The organism is Streptomyces platensis, from assembly GCF_008704855.1.
Lineage (GTDB): Bacteria > Actinomycetota > Actinomycetes > Streptomycetales > Streptomycetaceae > Streptomyces > Streptomyces platensis.
In genome coordinates this window covers 596,305-616,180 of record NZ_CP023691.1, presented here as the reverse complement: position 1 = coordinate 616,180, position 19,876 = coordinate 596,305, and the positions used below count along the sequence as shown (strand labels likewise).

Here is a 19,876-nt window from a genome sequence, read left to right as displayed (position 1 = left end):
GAGCCGGGCTCACCTGTCCCAGATACTCAGGTACGCCGCACGGTAGCCGGGCGGGTCCCAAGTCGTGGCCCCGCCGCTGTTGGCGGCCGTGGAGATATGGACCGGGGCGACATATCCACTGGGGGGCTCGCCCGAGAATGCGCGGTTGAATTCGTCGAGGATCTGCCAGCCCTGCTGGGAGAGCGGCTCGGGAACGGTGGCTGCCTGGAATTCCCGGCTGTTGATGCGCTGGAAGGCAGAGGGATCGCCGTCGCCCGCGCCGATGTTGAAAGGGGCACCGGCGCCCTTCTTGCCCGCTGCCCGCAGAGCCGGTGCGGCGTCGGCGAAGTACACATCGTTGATGGCCACGGAGTACGTCCACCGGTCCCGGAAGCGGGAGAGCAGCGAGGAGACCTGCTGGGGCGTCCGGCTGCTGGTGTCCGGGATCGGGATGTTCTCCTCCGCCAGCAGCCGCACACCGTCGCAGGTCGCCAGCCCTTTCTTGATCAGCTCGGATTTGTTTCTGGCGAACGGGATCGAGGCGTCCGTGAACACGACGGCTCTGGCGTGTCCGTGGGAGTGCGCGATGACCCAGTCCGCGCTGATCTCCGCCACCTCCTGGACCCTGGTGGTGATGTTGCTGAACAGCTCGGGGTCCTTGCTCGGGCCGGGGGAGTCGACCGCATGCCAGCCGACGAGCGGAATACGCCGGGCGTTGGCCTTGGCCACCTGCTGCGAGGTCAGCTCGGGGTCGAAGCCGCCGATCACGATGCCCGAGGGCCGCAGGGCCAGGGCCTGGCTGAAGGCCGCCTGGATCCCGGCGGGGGTGCCCTGACCGTCGATCACCCGGACGTTCCAGCCGAGGGCCTTCGCCGCCTCCCGCACCCCGTTGGCGGCACCCGCGACACCGGGGTTGGTCATGGTCTGGGCGACATAGACGATGCTTTTGCCGGGCACCGCCCGGGGACCACGGGTGGGACCGTGCCATGCGGGGTTCGTCTTCATGGCCCGTTGCACGGCCGCCTGGGCACCGGCCAGTACGGCGGGGCAGCCGGCCCTCGTCGGACCTGGGGCGGAGGGCCCGCCACCGGTCGAGGTGCCGCGCTCACAGCCGACGAGGGCGGCGGCCGCCACCGCCACGGCGACGGTGATGCCCAGGGCGGTCCGGCGGTTCGGGTGCACGGGCGCTCCTCGCGGAGGGACGACACAATGATGGCCTGTCATGAGGTGACTTTGCGCAGGTCCTTGTGGGCTTGTGGCGGTTCCGCCCGCCGGTGGCGCAGCTGTCGGCGCGCGGCGTAGCCGGCCATGCCGACGGCGAGGAGCAGGGTGGCGCCGTTGAACAGCGGGGTGACCCAGAACTGGGCGCCGAACTGGCCGATGCCGGCCAGGCCGATGGCGAGGATGACGACCGCGACCAGCGTGCCCAGCGCGTTCGGGCGGCCGGGTTTGATCGCGGTGGAGCCGAGCAGCGCACCGACGAACGCGGGCAGCAGATAGTCCAGGCCGACACTGGGGTTGCCGATGCGCTGCTGCGCGGCGAGCAGGACCCCGGCGATGCCGACGACCAGGCCCGATCCGGCGAACGCGTAGATGACGTAGCGCCGGGAGGGGATGCCCAGCAGATCGGCGGCGCGGGGGTTGGAGCCGATGACGTACAGGTACCGGCCGAGGGGCAGGCGTTCCAGGAGCAGCCACAGCACGGCGGTGAGGGCGAGGACGTAGAAGGCGGAGACCGGCAGGCCGAGGAACCTGGAGTCGTAGAGGTCGGTGAAGGCGGGCGGCAGTCCTTGTGGGCCGGGGATGATGCGGGCCCCGTTGGTGATCCAGCCGGTGAGGGCGTACAGGATGCTGCCGGTGCCGAGGGTGGCGATAAAAGAGTTGATCTTCGCGAATTCGACCACGATGCCGTTGAACGTGCCGACGACCGCCCCGCCGGCGACCACCACGAGACAGGTGAGCGGCCAGGGCCACGCCGCATGCGCGAGGAGCTGCATCGTCATCACATGCGCGAGGCCGAGGCCGTAGCCGATGGACAGGTCGAAATTGCCGGTGACGATGGGGATCATCGCGCCGAGCGCGAGGAGCGCGGGGATCGACTGGTTGGACAGGATCTCGGAGATGTTGTCCAGGGTGGGAAAGGTGTCCGGCAGGGCGAGGGAGAAGGCCAGGAACAGCAGGGCGGTGAGGGCCAGGAGGCCGTAGGCGCCGACGAGGTGCCCCAGTCGGCGGCCCAGCGGGGAATGCGCGGAGGGCGTCATGGAGTCACCTCGTTTCCCCCGTGAGCGCGGGCATGGCCGACGCGGCGCGGGCGAGCTCGGCCACCGTGAGGGCCGTGCCGCTCAGCTCCTCCGTCACCGCCCCGCGGACGAATACCAGGGCGCGATGGCACACGTCGGCGACCTCCTCGAAGTCGGTGGAGAGGAGCAGCACGGCGAGCCCGTCGGCCAGCGCGTCCTGGAGCAGCCGGTAGACCGCCGTTTTCGCGCCGATGTCCACCCCGGCGGTCGGCTCTTCGAGGATCAGCAGACTGCGCGGCGTCCGGAGCCACCGTCCGACCATGACCTTCTGCTGGTTGCCCCCGGACAGGGTGGCGATCGGCACCTCGCTGTCCCGGGGGTGCACCGAGAAGCGCTCGGCAAGGGCGGTGGCCTCGGCCCGCTCGCGCCGGGGACTGATCCAGTGCAAGGCCGTCAGCCCGCCGGCCCGGGGGTTGGCCAGGAAGTTCTCCCGTACGGTCAGTTCCGCCGCACAGCCCTCTTCCTGACGGTTGCTGGTCACGAAGCCGACTCCGGCGGCGACGGCGTCGGTGACCGAGCCCGGCGCGTACGGCCGGCCGTTGAGCCGGGCCCGTCCGTCGACGACCGGCCGGGCGCCGGCCAGGGCGCGGCCCAGTTCCATGTGGCCGGCGCCGGTGAGGCCCACCATGCCGAGGATCTCCCCGCCGCGCAGTTCCAGGCTGACCGGTGCGGTGTTCTCGGTCCGTACGCCGTCGAGGCTCAGGACGGCCGGCCCCGTGGCGGGGGCGATGTCGTAGCCGACCGGTTCCTCGCCCACGATGTCGTGCACCAGCCGGGCGGGGCTGTGGCCGGCGAGCGGGCCCTGGCTGATGAGGCGGCCGTCGCGGAGGACGGCGAACACATCGGCGGCCTGGTACACCTCGTCGAGCCGGTGGGTGACGAAAACGAGGGCGCGGCCCTGGTCGCGCAGGGTGTGCAGCACCTCGAAGAGCCGGGCACAGTCCGCTGCCGGGAGGCTGGCGGTCGGCTCGTCGAGGACGATCAGCTCCGCCCGGGTGGCCAGTGCGCGGGCGATGGCCACCAAGGAGCGTTCGGCGCGCGGGAGGTCGGCGAGCACGGTGCCGGGGTCGAGGTGCGCGGCGACGATGTTCAGGGCCTCGGCGCACCGTGCGCGGGTCTGCCGCCAGGACAGCAGCCCGGCGCGGCGTGGGTAGCCGGTGCCCAGGGCGATGTTCTCGGCGACCGTCATCCACTCGACCAGCCCCAGGTCCTGGTGGATGAAGGACATGGTGCGGGAGGCGGCTTCGGTGCCCAGCGGGTGCCCGGCCACGGTCACCTCGCCCTCGTCCGCGTGGTGGACGCCCGCGAGCACCTTGATGAGGGTGGACTTCCCGGCACCGTTGGGGCCGAGCAGGGCGAGGATGCTGCCGGAACGGATGTCGAGGTCGACGGCGTCCAGCGCGAGGGTGCCGCCGAACCGCTTGCACAGGCCGCGTATGCGGACGAGAGGCTCCGGGCCGTGGCGCGGGGGCGGGGTGCGGTCAGGAGCGTCGTGCACGGACTTCTCCGGGGTCGGCCTCGTGGTTCTTCCCGGCGGAAAGGACCCTGCTGCGGGGCGCTTCGCGGTGGTGCGGGTGCCTGGGCGCGCGGACCTGACGGTGCATTACCGGCCTGGTCACCACATTTCCGTCATGCTACGGCCCGCTTCGGCCCCGACGCCGGATGGGCCGTCAGATGGCGGGAATGTCGTCGAAGTACGCCTCGACGGTGCCGGGCTTGCCGCCGGGAGTCTCCAGGGCGCACTCGGCCCAGATGATTTTGCCGGCGGCCGTGTAGCGGGTGCCCCAGGCCTGGGTGAGCTGCGCGACGAGGAACAGACCGCGGCCGCCCTCGTCGGTGGTGGTCGCACGGCGCAGATGCGGGGCGGTGCTGCTGGCGTCGGAGACCTCGCAGATCAGCGTGCGGTCGTGGATCAGGCGCACCTGAATAGGCTCGGTGCCGTAGCGGATGGCGTTGGTGACCAGCTCGCTGAGCAGGAGTTCGGTGGCGAAGACGACCTCGTCCAGCCCCCATTCGGCCAGCCGGCGGGTCACGGCCGTGCGGATGCCGGAGACGCGCGCGGGGTCGGCGGGCACGTCCCAGGTGGCGATCCGCCGCGGGTCCAGGGCGTGGGTGCGGGCGACGAGCAGGGCGATGTCGTCGGTGGGGTGAGCAGGCACCACGGTCCGGAGTACGGCCTCGCAGGTGTCCTCGGGCGAGCGGTCCGGGTGCGCCACGGCTTGGTGCAGCCGGTCGAGCGCCGCATCGAAGTCACGGTGGCGGTCCTGGAGGAGCCCGTCGGTGTAGAGGACGAGCTGGCTGCCCTCGGGGAGGTGGAAGGTGGCGGTCTCGAACGGGAGCCCGCCCAGGCCCAGTGGCGGGCCCGCGGGGAGATCGGGGAAGGTCACCGTGCCGTCGGGGTGGACGATCGCGGGCGGGGGATGGCCGGACCGGGCCATCACACACTGCTGGGAGGTGGGGTCGTAGATGACGTACAGGCAGGTGGCGCCGATGATGCCGGGGCCGGCGGCGGAGGCCTCCGCGGTGTCCTCGTCCCGGTCGAGGCGGCCCACGAGATTGTCGAGGTGGGTGAGGACCTCGTCCGGGCTCAGGTCCAGTTCGGCGAAGTTGCGCGCGGCGATCCGCAGCCGGCCCATGGTGGCGGCGGCATGCATCCCATGACCGACGACATCCCCGACGATCAGGGCGATACGGGTGCCGGAGAGCGGAATGACATCGAACCAGTCGCCGCCGACCCCGGACGCCGCAGGCATATAGCGGTGGGCGACCTCGACGGCGTTCTGCTCGGGGAAGCTGTGCGGCAGCAGGCTGCGCTGCAACGCCAGGACCATGGTGTGTTCGCGGGTGTAACGGCGGGCGTTGTCAATGCAGATGGCCGCGCGGGTGGCGAGCTCCTGGGCCAGCGAACGGTCGTCGTCGCCGAACGGGGCCGGATCGGTCGAACGGTAGAAGCTCGCCACGCCCAGGGCGATGCCACGAGCGAGGAGGGGGACCGCGATGAGCGAGTGGACCCGGTGGTCCAGGAGCCGCTGGGCGTGCCCGGGATCCTGCCCGATCCACCCCGAGGCGGCCCGCAGATCGGGCTCCAGGACCGGCTCACCTGCCGCCAGACAGCGGAGCTGGGGCGTGCTCGGGCGAAGCGCGACCGGCTCGCCGGCGGGGTAGAAGGGGCAGTCGTCGCGAATGCCGTGGACGACCGTGCGGTGGAGGCCGGAGCGCGGGTCGGTCGGCTCCTCGCCGCGCAGCACCGCCTCGGGCAGGTCGATGGTGACGAAGTCGGCCAGCCGCGGTACGGCCATCTCCGCGAGCTCCCGGGCGGTCCGGGTCACGTCCAGGGTGGTGCCGATGCGGGTGCTGGCCTCCGACAGCAGCTCCAGCCGGCGCCGGGCCGCCACGGCGTACTTGCCCACCTCCGGCTCGCCCAGCAGCACCAGCCCACTGGCCGCGGTGTCGGATGCGGGGTGACCGGCGGCCTCGGGGGTGCGGTGCGTGCCGGGCCTGCGAGAGATCGCCACCGCCGGGGCGGATCCGACGTCGGGAAGCTGCTCGGGATGCGGGGTGGCGGGTGTGAGGATCTGCTCCGCCGGGGTGGCGGGGGGTGTTCCGGCGCCGGCGGGTACGGCAAGGCGCTGATGGGTCGAGGGGAGGACCGCTTCGATGGCGAGCCCCTCCACCCCGGAGGCGCTCGTCACGGGGCGGCTCAGCAAGGTGACCCGACGGCCGCCGGGCAGCGACACCTCGACGGCGGCCCGCTGGGCCGAGGTGATCAGTTCGGTGGCCTTCTCCTTGAGGATCATCTGGTCCCGCCAGTCCAGACCGCTCTCGGCGAGCTCGCCCGGCTGCCCGTTGCCGCTCGTATCGCCGCTCGGGGCACGGCGCCTGGCTTCGAGGTACGCCTCCAGCAAGTCCCGCTCCCGCGTCGAACTCTGCTCCAGCAGCCGCCGTTCGATGGCGCCGGCGGCCTTGCGGAGCACGGTGTTCAGCGCGGCGTCCGCGTCGGTGACCGGGTAGCCGAGGCAGAGCACGCCTTCAATACGCCCACTGAGCAGATCCCGGACGGGAATTGCCGCGCAGGCGTTGGACTGGGAGCGTTCGGCGAAGTGCTCGGCCCCGGAGACATTGACCAGCTGCCGTTCCGCGAGCGCCAGCCCGATCCCGTTCGTCCCGCCGAACCGCTCGGCGAACACGAAGCCCGGGACGCTCTGGATCGCGGCCAGATGCCGCACCAGGGACGGTTCGCCGAAGCGGCGTTGCAACACCGCGCCGCGCCCGTCGGCGAGCGACACATTCATGTTCCGGCCCGCGAACCGACTCTCCAGCCGGTCCAGCACGGGCACCGCGGCACGGATGAGCCGGCCGTCCAGATCGAGATCCTGGCTGAAGGGAAGTTCGCAGCCGTCCGGGGCGAGCCCCAGTGACCGGGAGCGCTGCCATGAATCCAGGATCGGACTCCGAACCGCTCCCTCGACCGGCCCACCACGGAGGAACTGCTCACGGGCGCGTGCGGGACCGTGGTCCTCTCCCGCCAGCCCCATCCCAATCACTTCCCACATGGGTGCATGCCACGATGGCCACCCGTACGCCGGAGCGGCTGTCCCATTTGATCTCATTGTAGAGCTTTGCGTATCTGCCGGTACCGATCCCGGGCAGCGCGGTGATCATGGCTGTGACCTGCACTCCAGCCGCTCGCCCGGGACGCCGCCCGGCACCCGCCGGTCGTCACAGGACCGCGACCGGGCTGACGGGCGAGCCGGTACCGCCGGGGATGTTCAGGGGAGCTACCAGGAGTAGGAACTCGTAACGGCCCGTCTCGGCGCACGCGACGGAGAGCGCCTCCAGGTCGAGGTTGTCCAGGAGCGGCACCCCCATCGCGGCGACCGCGAGCGCATGCACCGGGGAATGCAGACCGTCGACCGGCGAGGGCCGTACATCACTGTCGCCGTCCCCGCCGAGCAGCGCGATGCCGCGCTCGGCCAGCAGGGGCATCGCGTCCACATGCAGGCCCGCGCTCGCCGCGCCGGTGTTCCAGGCACCCCGTTCCTGACGGCGGCGGAGCGCGCCGGACCTGAGCAGCACCGCGTCGCCCTCGCCGATCGTCACCTCCAGTGCCTGCTCCGCGGCGACGATGTCCGCCGCGTGCACCGCCCGTCCGGGCTCCAGCCAGGGGACCCCGAGCACGGTGGGCAGATCGAGGAGCACGCCCCTGGTCATCAGCGGCCCCAGCGCCGACACGGCACCGAACCGCGCCCCTCCGGCGTCGATGCACTCCTGCGCCGCACGGCCCTCGTAGAGCTGCCCGCGATAGGCGACATGGGACAGTGCGTCCAGATGGCTGACGGCCTTGCCGTGGTAGTCGACGGCGATGAAGTCCTTGTGTGTGGCGGGTTCGGGAGGCTCGACATCCCCTAGGTCGGACATGTAATGCAGGGCGGGCTTGCTGTTGTCGGGGCCGGGTGCCGTGTCCCAGGGGCGCGCCATCGGGACGAGCGTGCCGGACCGGACCAGCGCGGCGGCCCGCCGTACATGCTCGGGCGTCACCCGGTTCCAGGCCCCGCGGTCGGCGGCGGCCCAGCGGCCCCACGTACGGACCGCCGCGAACAGCGCATCGAACTCCTGGCGGGACACCGCACCCTCGCCGGCGTTGGCGGGCGGGGGAGTCGGTGCGTCGCCGGGGCCGCTGCTCACGCCCGGGTGACCGCTTGCGGGAAGTCGAAGACCTTGTCCGGGTCGTAGTCGTACGCGACCGAGCGCAGCCGGGCCAGGTTCGGGCCGTAGTAGGCCGTGCCCCAGTCGGGGAGGGCCGGGTCGATGTAGTTCACGTAACCGTCCTTGATGCCCAGGTCAGCGAGACCCGCCACGACCTGGCCGACGCTGCGCGTCACCGCGGCTTCGGAGGCCGCCGTCGCGCTCGCGTAGATCTGCGCCGTGGCGAAGGCCTTGCGATGCGGGAAGGCGGTCTCCTGCACGCCGACATCGGCCACCGCACCACCGAGTGCGTCGAGGATCAGTGCCACCCCCGGGCGGTTCTTGAGCAGGGCGGCGACGCCGCCCGGGTTGGCGGTGTGCGTGGCGAGGATCCGTGACGAGGCGACGAACGACTGCCGGTCGGGACTGCCGGAGAAGAAGCGCATGGCCTTGAAGTAGTCGTGGCCCTCGACCCTTCGCTGGGCGGGCCGCACCGTGGCGCGCGCGATCAGGTCGTCCAGCAGGCGATTGCAGGCGCTGCTGGGCCCGACGAAGCAGCCGGCCACCTTGCAGCCCGGATCTGTGCCGCCCGACACCTTGAGGTTGGCCCACATCTCGCGCGGCGCGGCCGTGATCCACGGCTGCCATCCGGCCAGCACCTTCTTCACGCTCCCCGCCCCGAAGTCCAGCACGAACACCGTCAGTGCCGGAGCGGGGTCGGTCGCGAAGGTGAACTGCGTGACGACCCCGAAGTTGCCTCCGCCGCCCCCGCGCAGGGCCCAGAACAGATTCGGCTCCTGGGTGGCCGAGGCGGTCAGCGTCCTGCCGTCCGCGGTGACGACCTCGGCGGACACCAGATGGTCACAGGTGAGCCCGAACTTGCGTTGCAGCACACCGATTCCGCCACCCAGGGCCACCCCGGCGATGCCGACGGTGAAACAGGAGCCGCCGGGCATACAGCGGTTGGCCTGCCCGAGCGTGGTGTAAATGTCCCCCAGGGTGGCCCCGGCGCCGATGGTGGCGGTGCCGTCCGACCTGACCTGTATGGTCGACAGACGCCGGAGGTCAAGAGTGAGACCGCCGGGCGGCGCCGAGTAACCGACGTACGAATGGCCCCCGCTGCGGGCCGCCAGCGGTACCCGGTGCGCGGCCGCCAGCACCCCCTCGCGGACATCGGCCACCGATGCGCACTGCGCCACCGCCGCGGGCACCCGGTCGTCATTGAGCGGGTTGAAAAGCTTCCTGGCCTTCTCGAACCCGGCATCGCCCGGCCGCAGCAGCACTCCCTCCATCCGCCGGTGAAGGCCGTCCCAGTCCACGTTGTTGCTGACGGTGGCCGTCCGTCCGCCGGCCCGTGGGGAACTCCCCGCGCCTCCACAGGCGCCGGTGCCGGTCCCGGAAGCAGGGAACAGAGGATCCCGCGCCATGGTCACCATCTCCCTCTGGAGAGGCCAGGAAAGCGGGCAAGTGTCCGTTTGGTACGGATACCTTCACGCTAACACGGTGCAATGGCCCCCTCCAGTTGGCGGCCGGACGCCTCGGAGGAGCCGTCGGCCAGGGCCGGTTGAAGCGTTGACCATCTCGGCGAACGGGAGGATCGCGTCAGAGACGGCGGCCGAAGAGCTCCAGCAGATTGCGCCAATGGCGTTGATCCGCCTCGGAGTTGTACGCGGCGGTGTCGGTCTGGGTATAGCCGTGGCGGGCGCCCTCGTACAGCTCGCTGCGGTAGGTCACGCCGTCGGCGTCCAGGGCCTGTTCCAGGCGCGCGATCTGGTCGGCCGGCATCGAGTGATCGTGGTCGGCGTGGCCGAAGTACAGCTCAGCCGTGCTGCGGCCGACGAGCCGGTGCGGGCTGTCCTCGGCATCCGTGACCAGGCGGCCGGCGTGGAACGAGGCCGCGGCGCCGATGCGGTCGGGGTAGGCCGCGGCGGTGCGGATCCCGAGCACACCGCCCATGCAGTAGCCGGTGGTGCCCACCGGGCCGTCGGCGACCAGTGGCGAGGCGGCCAGCCAGTCGAGATAGGCCCCGGCGTCCCGCATCGCCCGGTCGGGGGTGAGCGCCCGCATGACCGGGGCGAGCCGCTCGAAGATTTCCGACCGCTCGGCGGGGCCGATGAAGTCCGGCAGGGCGACCACGGGTGCCCGTCCGGCGCGGTACATGACGTTGGGCACCAGCACCGTGTAGCCGTGCCCGGCCAGCCGCCTGGCCATCGCCTTCAGCGCGAGGCGCAGTCCGTACGCGTCCATGTACAGCAGCACACCGGGATGCGGTGTGCCGTCGTCGGGGTGAGCGAGATAGGCGTCGGCGACGCCGTCCGGGGTGGCGATGTCCAGCAGGGCATCGTGCACGCTCGTCATGTCCGCACCTTTCCTCGGGCTCCGGGCGGCGGTGACGCGCCAGGGCGGCCACCCGTCCGCCGGTGACACATCGGCGGAATTCCCCACCGTAGTCACACGGGGCCCGGTCGCACCGGAACCCGGGGCGCCGATCAGAGAGGCGGCCCCGCCCCCGCCCCGGCCGATCTGTCGAGAGCCCACCACGGACACCCCGCAAGACTGTGCATGCACGCACAAGTCCCTTGCGTTTGCCCTGTGTTGGAATCCAGACATGGCCACTCCCTCTGCCGGACCACCTGCGCCACCCAACGGGAACGAGCCCTCCGGTCGGCTGCGCGCCGAGGTGGAGCGGTTATGTGCCGAAGCACTGCGACAGAAGGATCTCGCGCACCGCAGAGCCGATTTCTGGGCCAAGGTCGATATCGCGCTGGGGTTCCCGGCGGCGCTCCTCGCCGGCGTATCCGGAGCGGCGGGTCTGGCCTCGGTGGACGCCCGCATTCCCGCGGCGTTGGTGGCGCTGACCGCCGCGGGGTGTGCGGCGGGGGCGGGCTTCCTCCGGGGTGACAACCGGCGGGTGGCCAACAAACGCGCCCGGCAGGCATGGGCCTCCGTCGAGGCCGAGGCCCGGATGAAGCTGGCGAAGGAACAGCTGGAGCCCGAGGACCTCGGCGAGGTGCTGGAGCGGCGCCAGATCGCGCTGGCGGCGTACGAGGGGGACGATTAACCGCCCGCTGGGCCACCGGCGGTGCCGGGCCGATAGCCGCACGTGGGCAACGGTCCTACGCGCCGCCGCCCTGTTCGGCCGGCTTCTTGAAGGTCAGCAGCTGCTTGCGCATGGGACCGCTCGCTCCCCGGCTGCGGCCGGTCGCCGAACGTCAGTTGTGGCCGAATTTCCGCTGCGCCTTATGGGCCACATGCTTCGACATCGACTGCTCCGGCTCCTGCGGGGCCGTTGACTTCGCCTTGTCCTTCGCCTCGGCGACGGTGCTGCGTTCATGGCCGCCGGTGCGGGCGCCGCGATTCTGCCGGCTCTGTTTCTTGCCCACGATCGTGCCTCCTGGCGGATCTCGAACGATGAGCCGGTACCAGACTTGCATGCGGGCACGGGGAGTGCATGTCGGCAGATCGTGAAGGTCGGCCCGGCCGTCGAGAGGGCTCCGGGAGCTGCGCCTGACCAGGTGTCATGGGACAGACGAGAGCGCCGTCATGGACGCCGGGGCCGCCGGCTTCCGGCTCGGGATGCGCGGAGGCAGCACCCCGCAGACAATCGAAGAGGTGGGGATTTCGCAGCGGCGCGCACGCAGCCGCAGCCGCCACCCGCCTTGCACGCCCCCACGCATACGGGGCCTTGCTTCGGGGCACCGCGGAGCCCCGTTACGGGGGCGCGCTCTCTTCCGGAGGCGCCGAGATGCCCGTGCTGTTCTTCGATATCGGTGAAACGCTCGCGGATGCGAGCATCGGGGCCGACGGCTCCCTGACTCTCCACCCGAGGCCCCGCGTTTTCGAAGTCCTCGATGCCGTGGCGGGCCTCCGCAAAGGCATTATTTCGAATCCGGGGCCCGGGGAGGCCGCACGTGCCCGCGCGGCAGCGGCCTTGCAGGCGGCCTTCGCGGGACGCTTTACGGACGAGAGTCTGCTGCACTGGGGCGCGAAGACCGCTCGCGGGATCTTCGACGACGCGGTGGCGAGCGCGGGCGTCCCGGCCGCCGACTGCGTCTTCGTGGGCGAAGCTCCCGAGGAGCGCACAATCGCCCGCGAAGCCGGGATGCGGGCCGCCGCCCACCCGGTTTTCGCACTCGCCGTCGTCGAGGGCCGCCCGGTGTTCTGGGCGAGAATCGAGGTACCGGCCGGCCGGAGTCTGACCGACCTGGAGGCGCTCGCGAATGCCGCCGAAGTCGTGCCGGTCCATGTGGCGTCACCCCACCTCGTCCTCGTCATGGCGAGCGCGCGCGGGGTGCACGCGCTGGAGCAGGGCGGCTTCCCGGCCGATCTCCGGGGTCAGGTGGCGGAGACCACGGCCTTTCTGATGCGTGACGACCGCCCGGTCTCCCTCCCGGAGGCGTTCACGGACGTCTCGGCCACCGCCAAGGAAACGGCGGAAGCCACCGTGCGCGCCGCTGCGGCGTTCGGCTTCCTCGCGAGCGCCCTCGACGAGCCGGAACCGTCCATCGTCCCGCTCGGCCCCGCCCCGGGGGGCGTCTATATCGCCGCCGCGGCCGGCACGCCCGTCGAAGACCTGCACCCCGCGGAGGCGAAACCCGGCCACACCGAGCGGCTGCTTCCCGACCCGGCCCTTCTCTCCCGGCCGAGGGAGGCGCAAGTCCGGGGATTCGCCGAGGAGTTCGCGAACGGGGTGCCCTCTCCGGAGACCGTTGCCGCGGTCCGCGCGGCCATCACCCCCGCGGCCCTGCGCGGTCACGTCGCCCGTATCTCCGGCGTCGACCCGCTCGTCGAGGGCGAACCGCTGACGGTACGCAGCCGCGACGCGTCGAGTCCGGACAACCCCCTCGTCGTCAGCGCACTCGCCCGCCGGCTCCATGACCTCGGCCTCACGGTCCGACGGCATGAGTTCTCCTGGCACGGGCGCCGGCTCTCCAACGTCGAGGCGGAGTTCCCCGTCGCGGGAGCGGACTCCGCCGTACTCGTCACCGCACATCTCGATTCGACCGCGTCCAGGGGCGAGTTCTTCGACAGCAGCGGCCGGCCGCGCCCCTACGACTCCGTCCACGACCCGGCTCCCGGCGCCGACGACGACGGGAGCGGTACGGCCGCGGTCCTGGCCGCGGCCGAGTGCCTGACCGCGATGATCGCCGACGGCAGAGCCCCGGCGCGGACGCTGCGCTTCGTCCTCTTCAACGCCGAGGAGCAGGGCATGGTCGGCAGCAAGGCCTATGCGCGGGCCGCGGCCGCGGCCGGGGACCGGATCGTCGGCGTGTTCCAGATGGACATGATCGCGGGCTTCCGGGGCGGTACCCGCACGATGGAGATCCACACCGGCTCGTCGGTCCCCGGCCCGGTTGTGGGCGCCTCCGACGCGCTCGGCGGACTCGTCGCCCAGGCCGCCCCGGCGCTCGCAGCCGACTTCTCGCTCCAGTCCCTCGCGGGGGCCGGCGACCCCGCCGTCGGACGGAGCGATCACGCGAGCTTCCATGAACGCGGTTGGGCAGCCGCCGCCGTCTGCGAGAACTTCTTCGACGACACGGCGCCCGCGACCGGCACCCGGCAGTACCACATGCCGGGCGACACCCTCCTCGACGAGGACCACGACACGGACTACGCCGCCGGGATCGCCCGCACGGTCGCGGCGGCGGCACTCACGCTCGCGGGCCTCTGAACCCGTACAAGGAGCACGCCATGAGCGTAATGATCGACAAGCGGAACAAGACCTACGACCGCTTGGCCAATGTCGCCGAAGCCGACGCCTTCCTCGACCACACCGAACGCGTGGCCGCAGAGGTCGACCACACCCTCGCGGCGGACCGCAGCAAGGTGAACCGCTTCACCGGCCATCTGACGGAGCTACGGGTGGCCGGTGCTCCCGCCATCACCGGCCTGGAGGAGTCGGTGCCGATACCCGACACCGGCTATATCGCCCAGGCCAAGCAGTACGTCGCCTCGGTCGCCGAGGCGATCGGCTTCGCGGCCGGTGAGCCGGCGGAGTTCGAGGCCGACCCCAATGTGGTGACGACCAGCGAAGGCCTGCGCGTCGTGAGCCTCCAGCAGGTGCTCAACGGCATCGAGGTGTGGGCCATGGCACCGAAGGTGTGGCTGCACGAGGACGGCACGGTCGACCGGGTCATCGGCGACACGGTGAGCGCACCGGCGAACCTGCCGTCCAAGCCGACCGTCCCGGCCGAAGTGGCACTCCGGGTGGCGGCCGCGAAGGCCGCCGAGCCGACCACGCTCCGCGGAGTCTTCGGCGACGACGAACTCCCGCGGCTCGACATATCGGCCGGCTTCGAGCGGCTGTCGCACCAGGCGCGGAACGACCAGCCGATGACGTTCGGCAAGGGACCGTTCGAGGAAGCCATCCCGGCCCGGCTCGTCTACCTGTACATGGGCGACGATGCCCGCCTCACCTGGATGTTCACCTTCTCACGGGAGAAACTGGCCGCTCAGTACCACGCCTTTGTCGAGGCCGACGACCGGACGCAGAACCCGGACGAGCCCGAGATCCTCTACTTCTACGACACGGTCCGGCACGCGGTCGCCGGACGGGTCTTCCGGCGCAACCCGGCCGAAAGCACCTTTGACACCGTCCCCTTCCCGCTGCCGACGGACGACTACCCGACCGCGGTCCCCAGCGGACTGCCCGCCGGCTTCCCACTGCCCTGGGCGGAGACGCACCACGGGAAGGTCTCGACCGAGGGCAACAACGTCCGCGCGCTCAACGGGACGACCCGCCGCCCCGTCGAGATCATCGTCGATGAGGCGGGCAACGGCCTCTTCGACCCCGAAGAAGACAGTCCCGAGCAATTCGTGACCAACATCTTCTACTTCTGCAATCACGCCCACGACCTCTTCATGATGCTCGGCTTCACGGAGGACCAGGGCAACTTCCAGACCACGAACATCACGGGCCTGGGACAGGGAGCGGACCCGGTCCGGGCCCTCGCGCACCCCGGGGCGGTGCAGGGGACGGCCAACATGGCCACCCGGGCCGACGGCCTGGAAGCCGTGATGAACATGGGCCTGGTCACCGGCACCGGCCGCCACACGGCCGACGACTACGATGTCGTTCTCCACGAGTTCTGCCACGGGGTGTCGAACCGCCTTGTCGGGGGCCTGTTCGACGCGAACGGACTGGAGGAGGAGCAGTCGGTCGCGATGGGCGAGGGCTGGGGCGACTACTTCGCCCTGACCACCAGGAACTTCTCCAACCCCCAGGAGCGCTCCGTAGTGGGCAACTGGGTCGTCAACCAGTCGAAGGGCATCCGGCAACGGCCCTACGACTCGGACTACCCCGGCGCCTTCGGAGACATCGGCAAGGGGCCGGGCGAAGTCGCGGGCGCCGGCAACGGTGATCTGACCTACCAGGAAGTCCATGACGTCGGTGAGATCTGGTGCGCGGCACTCATGGAACTGACCCGCAAGGTCACCACCGCGCTCAACAACAAGGAGCGGGGCTACCAGGTGACGTGGCAGGCGGTCGTCGACGGTATGAAGCTCACACCGAAGAACCCCTCCTTCCTCGTCGCACGCGACGCCATCCTGCGAGCCTTCAAGGCAATGAAGGGCAGCCTGCTGACCAGCGCCGAATACACCTCGGTCCGGAAGGCGGCCTGGCAAGCCTTCGCCCGGTTCGAGATGGGCTTCGACGCCTTCTGCCCGAACGCCACCTTCACCGGCTGCCGGGGCGGCACGGCGATGCCGCCTGCGGGGCATGAGGACTAGGGCGTGTCTTTCGGATCACCCCGGGGCCGCGACGTCTGGCACGGCACCTCGCGGCGTTGTCGCCTCACCCGAGTACGCCCAGTACGCGGCAGAGGCTCCGCCTTGCGATGCACCGCACCAGACGCCGCGGCCTGATCCGGGCTGATCCAAAAGACACGCCCTAGGGGGTGTCTTCAAATGATCTCGGGTGGTAGATCATGGTGGGGTGATACGTCGCCATGAACTGTCGGATGCCGAGTGGGAGTTCGTCCGGCCTCTGCTGCCTGAATCGTTGCGGGGGCGGAAGCGGTTGGATGACCGCACTGTGCTCAACGGGATCGTGTGGAAGTTCCGGACCGGCACGGCCTGGCGGGATGTGCCTGAGCGGTACGGCCCGTGGGCCACGCTGCACACCCGCTTCCGTCGCTGGGCCCTGGACGGCACCTTCGAGCGGATGCTGCAGGCCGCCCAGGCGAGGGCGGACGAGGCGGGGGACATCGACTGGCTCGTGTCGGTCGACTCCACCGTCGTCCGTGCCCACCAGCACGCCGCCGGGGCCCGAAAAGGGGGCTCCAAAGCCCCGGACTCGGACGCTCCCGGGGCGGTCTGACCAGCAAGATTCACCTCGCCTGCGATGCCACCGGCCGTCCGCTCGCCTTCCTCGTCACGGGCGGGAACACCAACGACTGCACCCAATTCACCGCCGTGATGGACGCGATTCGGGTGCCCCGAACCGGCCCCGGACGGCCACGGGTCCGGCCCGCCCACGTGCTGGGCGACAAGGGCTACAGCTCCAAGGCCATCCGGACCTGGCTGCGGCGACGAGGCATCGGCCACACCATCCCCGAACGAGCCGACCAGATCCGCAACCGCCTCCGGCGCGGCAGCCACGGCGGACGCCCGCCAACCTTCGACAAGCAGCTCTACAAACAGCGCAACGTGGTCGAACGCTGCTTCAACCGCCTCAAGCAGTGGCGCGGCATCGCCACCCGCTACGACAAGACCACCGAGTCCTACCAAGCCGCCGTCACCCTCGCCTCGCTCCTGATGTGGGCGTGATATTTGAAGACACCCCCTAGCGCCATCTCGGTGCGCATCTCGTGTGCGGTGCCTTCGGCGGGGAGTGAGCGGAGACGCGGTGCGCGAGTTCCGGCCAGGGGGCAGCGGACTCCGCCGCTGCCCCCGCACGCCTGGCCGCCCGCCCCCCCCGAGAGGTGTTCACGAAAACTCCACGCAGATGTACAACCATTCACATCTGTCCGAGGTCTGGTCTGCGGAGTCACCGGACTCCAGACCGATTTGGGTCCCGCCGACAGCGTCCTACGCCGAGGGGCCCCTTCCCTTTCGAGGAATTCATGCGCACTCGAGCCACTGTTGCCGCACTGTCCGGCGCCCTGGCCCTCTCCGCCCTCACCGTCCCGGCCGCCCAGGCCTTGGACGCCCCGGGCGCCCGCGCCGCCAAGGCGCAGCTCTCACCGTTCACCGCGACGTCTCCCGCCAAGGCCATGGCGGACGACGCACAGGGCGACACCAAGATCACGAACGTCACCGTCAACGGCGGCAAGGACATCGTCGTCGGCACCAGCCTGAAGAAGACGTACACCGTCTCGGTGACCGCCACCGACCCGGCCGGCATCTACGACGGCTACGCGTTCCTGTGGCACGGCACCGACCTGAAGGACGGTGTCGACGGCGCCATGACCCCGGCCGTCGACCACGGCACCTGCAAGACGGTCAATGCCACGACCGCCACTTGCTCGGTCACCCTCGTCGCCGACCCGAAGTCCACCGTCTACGGCAACATACTCGCCGGCCGGTGGCATGTGTTCGCGTCCGCGGTGGGCAAGGACGGCGACTACGTCACCAAGGACACCTACAAGTCCTCCTGGGTCAAGCGCGCCTCCCGGCTGACCACCAACGCCTCGCCCGAGCCCGTGGCAAAGGGCAAGACCGTCACGGTCACCGGCGCCCTGACCCGCGCCAACTGGGACACCGACACCTACGCGGGCTACACCCAGCAGTCCGTACAGCTCCAGTTCCGCAAGACGGGCGCCAGCAGCTACAGCACGGTCAAGACCGTCACGTCGGACGGCCACGGCAACCTGAAGACCACCGTGAAGGCGACCGCCGACGGCACCTGGCGCTACGCCTTCGCCGGTACCTCGACGACCTCGTCGGTGACCTCCACGGGTGACTTCCTCGACGTGAAGTAAGGCGCGCGAGGGGGGAGTTACACCTCTCGACACGGCACGCACCGACCGCCCGGAACGGATGAGCAAACGGTCCGTTCCGGGCGGTCGGCATCGCGGTCGGCATCGCAGGCGGACCCGGGGCACCGAGGTCCGCTCCGCCTGCCCCCGGTGCGTGTCTCGCCCCATGCCGGGTACCCGCCCCGCATGGAGAACCTGCTGACGGAAGCCACGCATCCGTACGTACATCTGGCCGCTCCACACGTGACGAGCGGCGTCCTGTTCACGCTCGTGGGCGTCCTCGTCGTCGCCCTGCTGATCGCGGCCTTCGCATGGGGACGGCGCATGAGGTCCCGCGAACCGGGTCCACCGCACCCTGAGTCACAGCCCCGGTTGCCGGACGGCGCACCGGTCGGCGATTCCGTGGAGCGCCGCGAGCCCGAGGAACTTCCCCGGACGGACCACCGACGCAAGCCCCACGAGCTGAAGGGCAACGGCATCGACTCGCGGCGCCGCGACCAGGGGTGCCGGTGGTGACCCTGCTCGGCGACGCCGCCCACCTCGCGGCCCCGAACGGCGAAGGCGCCAACCTGGCCATGCTCGACGGCGCCGAACTCGGCAAGGCCCTCGCCGCGCACCCCGACGACATCGAGACCGCGATCACCGAGTACGAGCGGGCCATGTTCGCCCGCAGCGCCGAGCCCGCCACTGTTGACGGTGCCGAGGCCCATGGCATCGACTCCGAAAACAACCCAGCCCAGGCCATGCGCAAGATGATGACCGACCAGCCAATAGGCCACTTACGCCTCGACCGGGCGGACAGCTGCTCGGACGATGACTCGACGCCCTCACCGCGCGGCAAAACCCGTCTCTGCTCACGTGGAAAGTCGCTGTTCAAGTGAAAAACCGTGGCGCCTTCGGCATGGCGTGGTACGCCGCTGCCGACTCCTGAGTATCCAGGTGCCATGACCCTTCGTCACCCCGCGGAGAGGGGCGGAAGCCAACGGGGGCGGTTCGTCGAACTGGCCGCGAAATCCTCGCATTTCACCAGCTCTCCCGCTTTCTTCGCGGTCTGCCTCGCGCTGATCGCGCTGTTCCTGGCCGTCCATTTTGCGCATCGCTCTGGAGTCCCGGGAAGGTCAGGGGCGAGGCGGCGGAGGATCTCAGGAAGGTGATTCGCAGGGAGGACGAGACGTAGCACCGTGTCAGGGAGACGGATGGGGTTCTACATCGGCGGGCCGCCTGCGCGGCCGGTGAGAGAAGCAGGGCGATGACAGCGAAGACGGAACGCGACGCCGAAAAGGCCGGCCAGGATTACGACGCCACCCCTTATCTGCCCCGCCGGGGTGGTCTCCCCGCGCATCGGCGTGCCGCGGCGGACTGCCAGGGGTGCCCGCTGTTCCTGGAGGCTTCCGGCACCGTCTTCGGCTCGGGCAGTGCCTCAGCGCGCATCGTGCTCGTCGGCGAGCAACCCGGCGATCAGGAGGACCGGGCGGGGGAGCCGTTCGTCGGGCCGGCCGGGCATCTCCTGCGAAAGGCCATGGGAGAAGCCGGTCTCGACGAACGGCAGGCGTATTTCACCAATGCGGTGAAGCATTTCAAATTCACCCTGGCCGAGCGGGGCAAGCGCCGGATCCATAAGCCGCCGTCGCTCCGGGAACTCACCGCCTGCCGTCCCTGGCTGACCGCCGAACTGCACCTCGTCGACCCCGATGTCGTGGTCGCGCTCGGGGCGACGGCGGGAAAGGCGCTGCTCGGGCGGTCGTTTCGGGTGACGAAGGACCGCGGCACCCTCATCCCGCTGCCGGCGGGGGACCGGCCCAGGTCCCCCGGCTCGGCCGACGGCGGCAAGGGGCTGGTCGTGGCCACGCTGCATCCCGCGGCGATCCTGCGGTCCACGGAACGCGAGACCGCGTACGCCGGGCTCGTCTCGGACCTGGGGGTGGCGGCCGAAGCGTTGCGCTGACGCCTGCCGGCCGTCGGCGAGGGCGCACTCCGCTACCGGGTCCAGGT

At 70.7% G+C, this 19,876-nt stretch carries 13 protein-coding genes and 3 pseudogenes; 8 read left to right on the top strand and 8 right to left on the bottom strand.

What is annotated here, in order from left to right; all coding sequences use genetic code 11:
* Positions 1 to 9: 9 nt before the first annotated feature.
* From CP981_RS02650 to CP981_RS02620, 7 genes are all read right to left on the bottom strand, one after another.
* Positions 10 to 1,161, bottom strand: a complete 1,152-nt coding sequence (locus tag CP981_RS02650; RefSeq protein ID WP_244329517.1) for a substrate-binding domain-containing protein — start codon at positions 1,159 to 1,161, stop codon at positions 10 to 12.
* A 38-nt stretch (positions 1,162 to 1,199) separates the two neighbouring features.
* Entirely contained in the window at positions 1,200 to 2,240 is a 1,041-nt protein-coding gene (locus tag CP981_RS02645) for an ABC transporter permease (protein WP_085925829.1), read from the bottom strand.
* A 4-nt stretch (positions 2,241 to 2,244) separates the two neighbouring features.
* Entirely contained in the window at positions 2,245 to 3,777 is a 1,533-nt protein-coding gene (locus CP981_RS02640) for a sugar ABC transporter ATP-binding protein (RefSeq protein WP_085925828.1), read from the bottom strand.
* 172 nt (positions 3,778 to 3,949) lie between these two features.
* A complete protein-coding gene (locus CP981_RS02635; protein ID WP_244329515.1) occupies positions 3,950 to 6,832 on the bottom strand; it encodes a SpoIIE family protein phosphatase in 2,883 nt (960 codons plus the stop codon).
* A gap of 166 nt (positions 6,833 to 6,998) precedes the next feature.
* Complete coding sequence (locus tag CP981_RS02630) at positions 6,999 to 7,964, bottom strand: cyclase family protein (RefSeq protein ID WP_085925826.1); 966 nt, start codon at positions 7,962 to 7,964, stop codon at positions 6,999 to 7,001.
* Positions 7,961 to 9,391 (bottom strand): FAD-binding oxidoreductase, encoded by a 1,431-nt coding sequence (locus CP981_RS02625; protein ID WP_244329514.1) that lies wholly within the window; start codon positions 9,389 to 9,391, stop codon positions 7,961 to 7,963. The genes CP981_RS02630 and CP981_RS02625 overlap by 4 nt, the downstream gene beginning before the upstream one ends.
* Positions 9,392 to 9,566: 175 nt before the next feature.
* Positions 9,567 to 10,322 (bottom strand): dienelactone hydrolase family protein, encoded by a 756-nt coding sequence (locus CP981_RS02620; protein ID WP_085925824.1) that lies wholly within the window; start codon positions 10,320 to 10,322, stop codon positions 9,567 to 9,569.
* A gap of 322 nt (positions 10,323 to 10,644) precedes the next feature.
* Between CP981_RS02620 and CP981_RS02615 the strand changes: the two genes are divergently transcribed.
* The gene (locus CP981_RS02615) at positions 10,645 to 11,025 is read left to right on the top strand and encodes a hypothetical protein (protein WP_244329512.1); all 381 of its coding nucleotides are present in this window, start codon (positions 10,645 to 10,647) and stop codon (positions 11,023 to 11,025) included.
* A gap of 151 nt (positions 11,026 to 11,176) precedes the next feature.
* Here CP981_RS02615 and CP981_RS37540 read toward each other — a convergent pair whose 3' ends face one another.
* Entirely contained in the window at positions 11,177 to 11,347 is a 171-nt protein-coding gene (locus CP981_RS37540; RefSeq protein ID WP_167536044.1) for a hypothetical protein, read from the bottom strand.
* Positions 11,348 to 11,709: 362 nt separating this feature from the next.
* On the opposite strand from CP981_RS37540, the gene CP981_RS02610 reads away from it, so the two are divergent.
* The 7 genes and pseudogenes from CP981_RS02610 to CP981_RS02575 form a co-directional block, all read left to right on the top strand.
* A complete protein-coding gene (locus tag CP981_RS02610; protein WP_085925822.1) occupies positions 11,710 to 13,635 on the top strand; it encodes a M20/M25/M40 family metallo-hydrolase in 1,926 nt (641 codons plus the stop codon).
* 20 nt (positions 13,636 to 13,655) lie between these two features.
* Positions 13,656 to 15,695 (top strand): M36 family metallopeptidase, encoded by a 2,040-nt coding sequence (locus CP981_RS02605; RefSeq protein WP_085925821.1) that lies wholly within the window; start codon positions 13,656 to 13,658, stop codon positions 15,693 to 15,695.
* A 208-nt stretch (positions 15,696 to 15,903) separates the two neighbouring features.
* Positions 15,904 to 16,733, top strand: a pseudogene (locus tag CP981_RS02600) (IS5 family transposase).
* Between the two features lie 296 nt (positions 16,734 to 17,029).
* Positions 17,030 to 17,887 (top strand): calcium-binding protein, encoded by an 858-nt coding sequence (locus tag CP981_RS02595; RefSeq protein WP_085928531.1) that lies wholly within the window; start codon positions 17,030 to 17,032, stop codon positions 17,885 to 17,887.
* Between the two features lie 183 nt (positions 17,888 to 18,070).
* Complete coding sequence (locus CP981_RS02590; protein ID WP_244329511.1) at positions 18,071 to 18,400, top strand: DUF6479 family protein; 330 nt, start codon at positions 18,071 to 18,073, stop codon at positions 18,398 to 18,400.
* Positions 18,388 to 18,648 (top strand): annotated as a pseudogene (locus tag CP981_RS38415) (FAD-dependent oxidoreductase); the annotation flags it as partial. The gene CP981_RS02590 and the pseudogene CP981_RS38415, both read left to right, overlap by 13 nt.
* Positions 18,649 to 19,109: 461 nt before the next feature.
* Positions 19,110 to 19,829 (top strand): annotated as a pseudogene (locus tag CP981_RS02575) (UdgX family uracil-DNA binding protein); the annotation flags it as partial.
* Positions 19,830 to 19,876 lie beyond the last annotated feature (47 nt).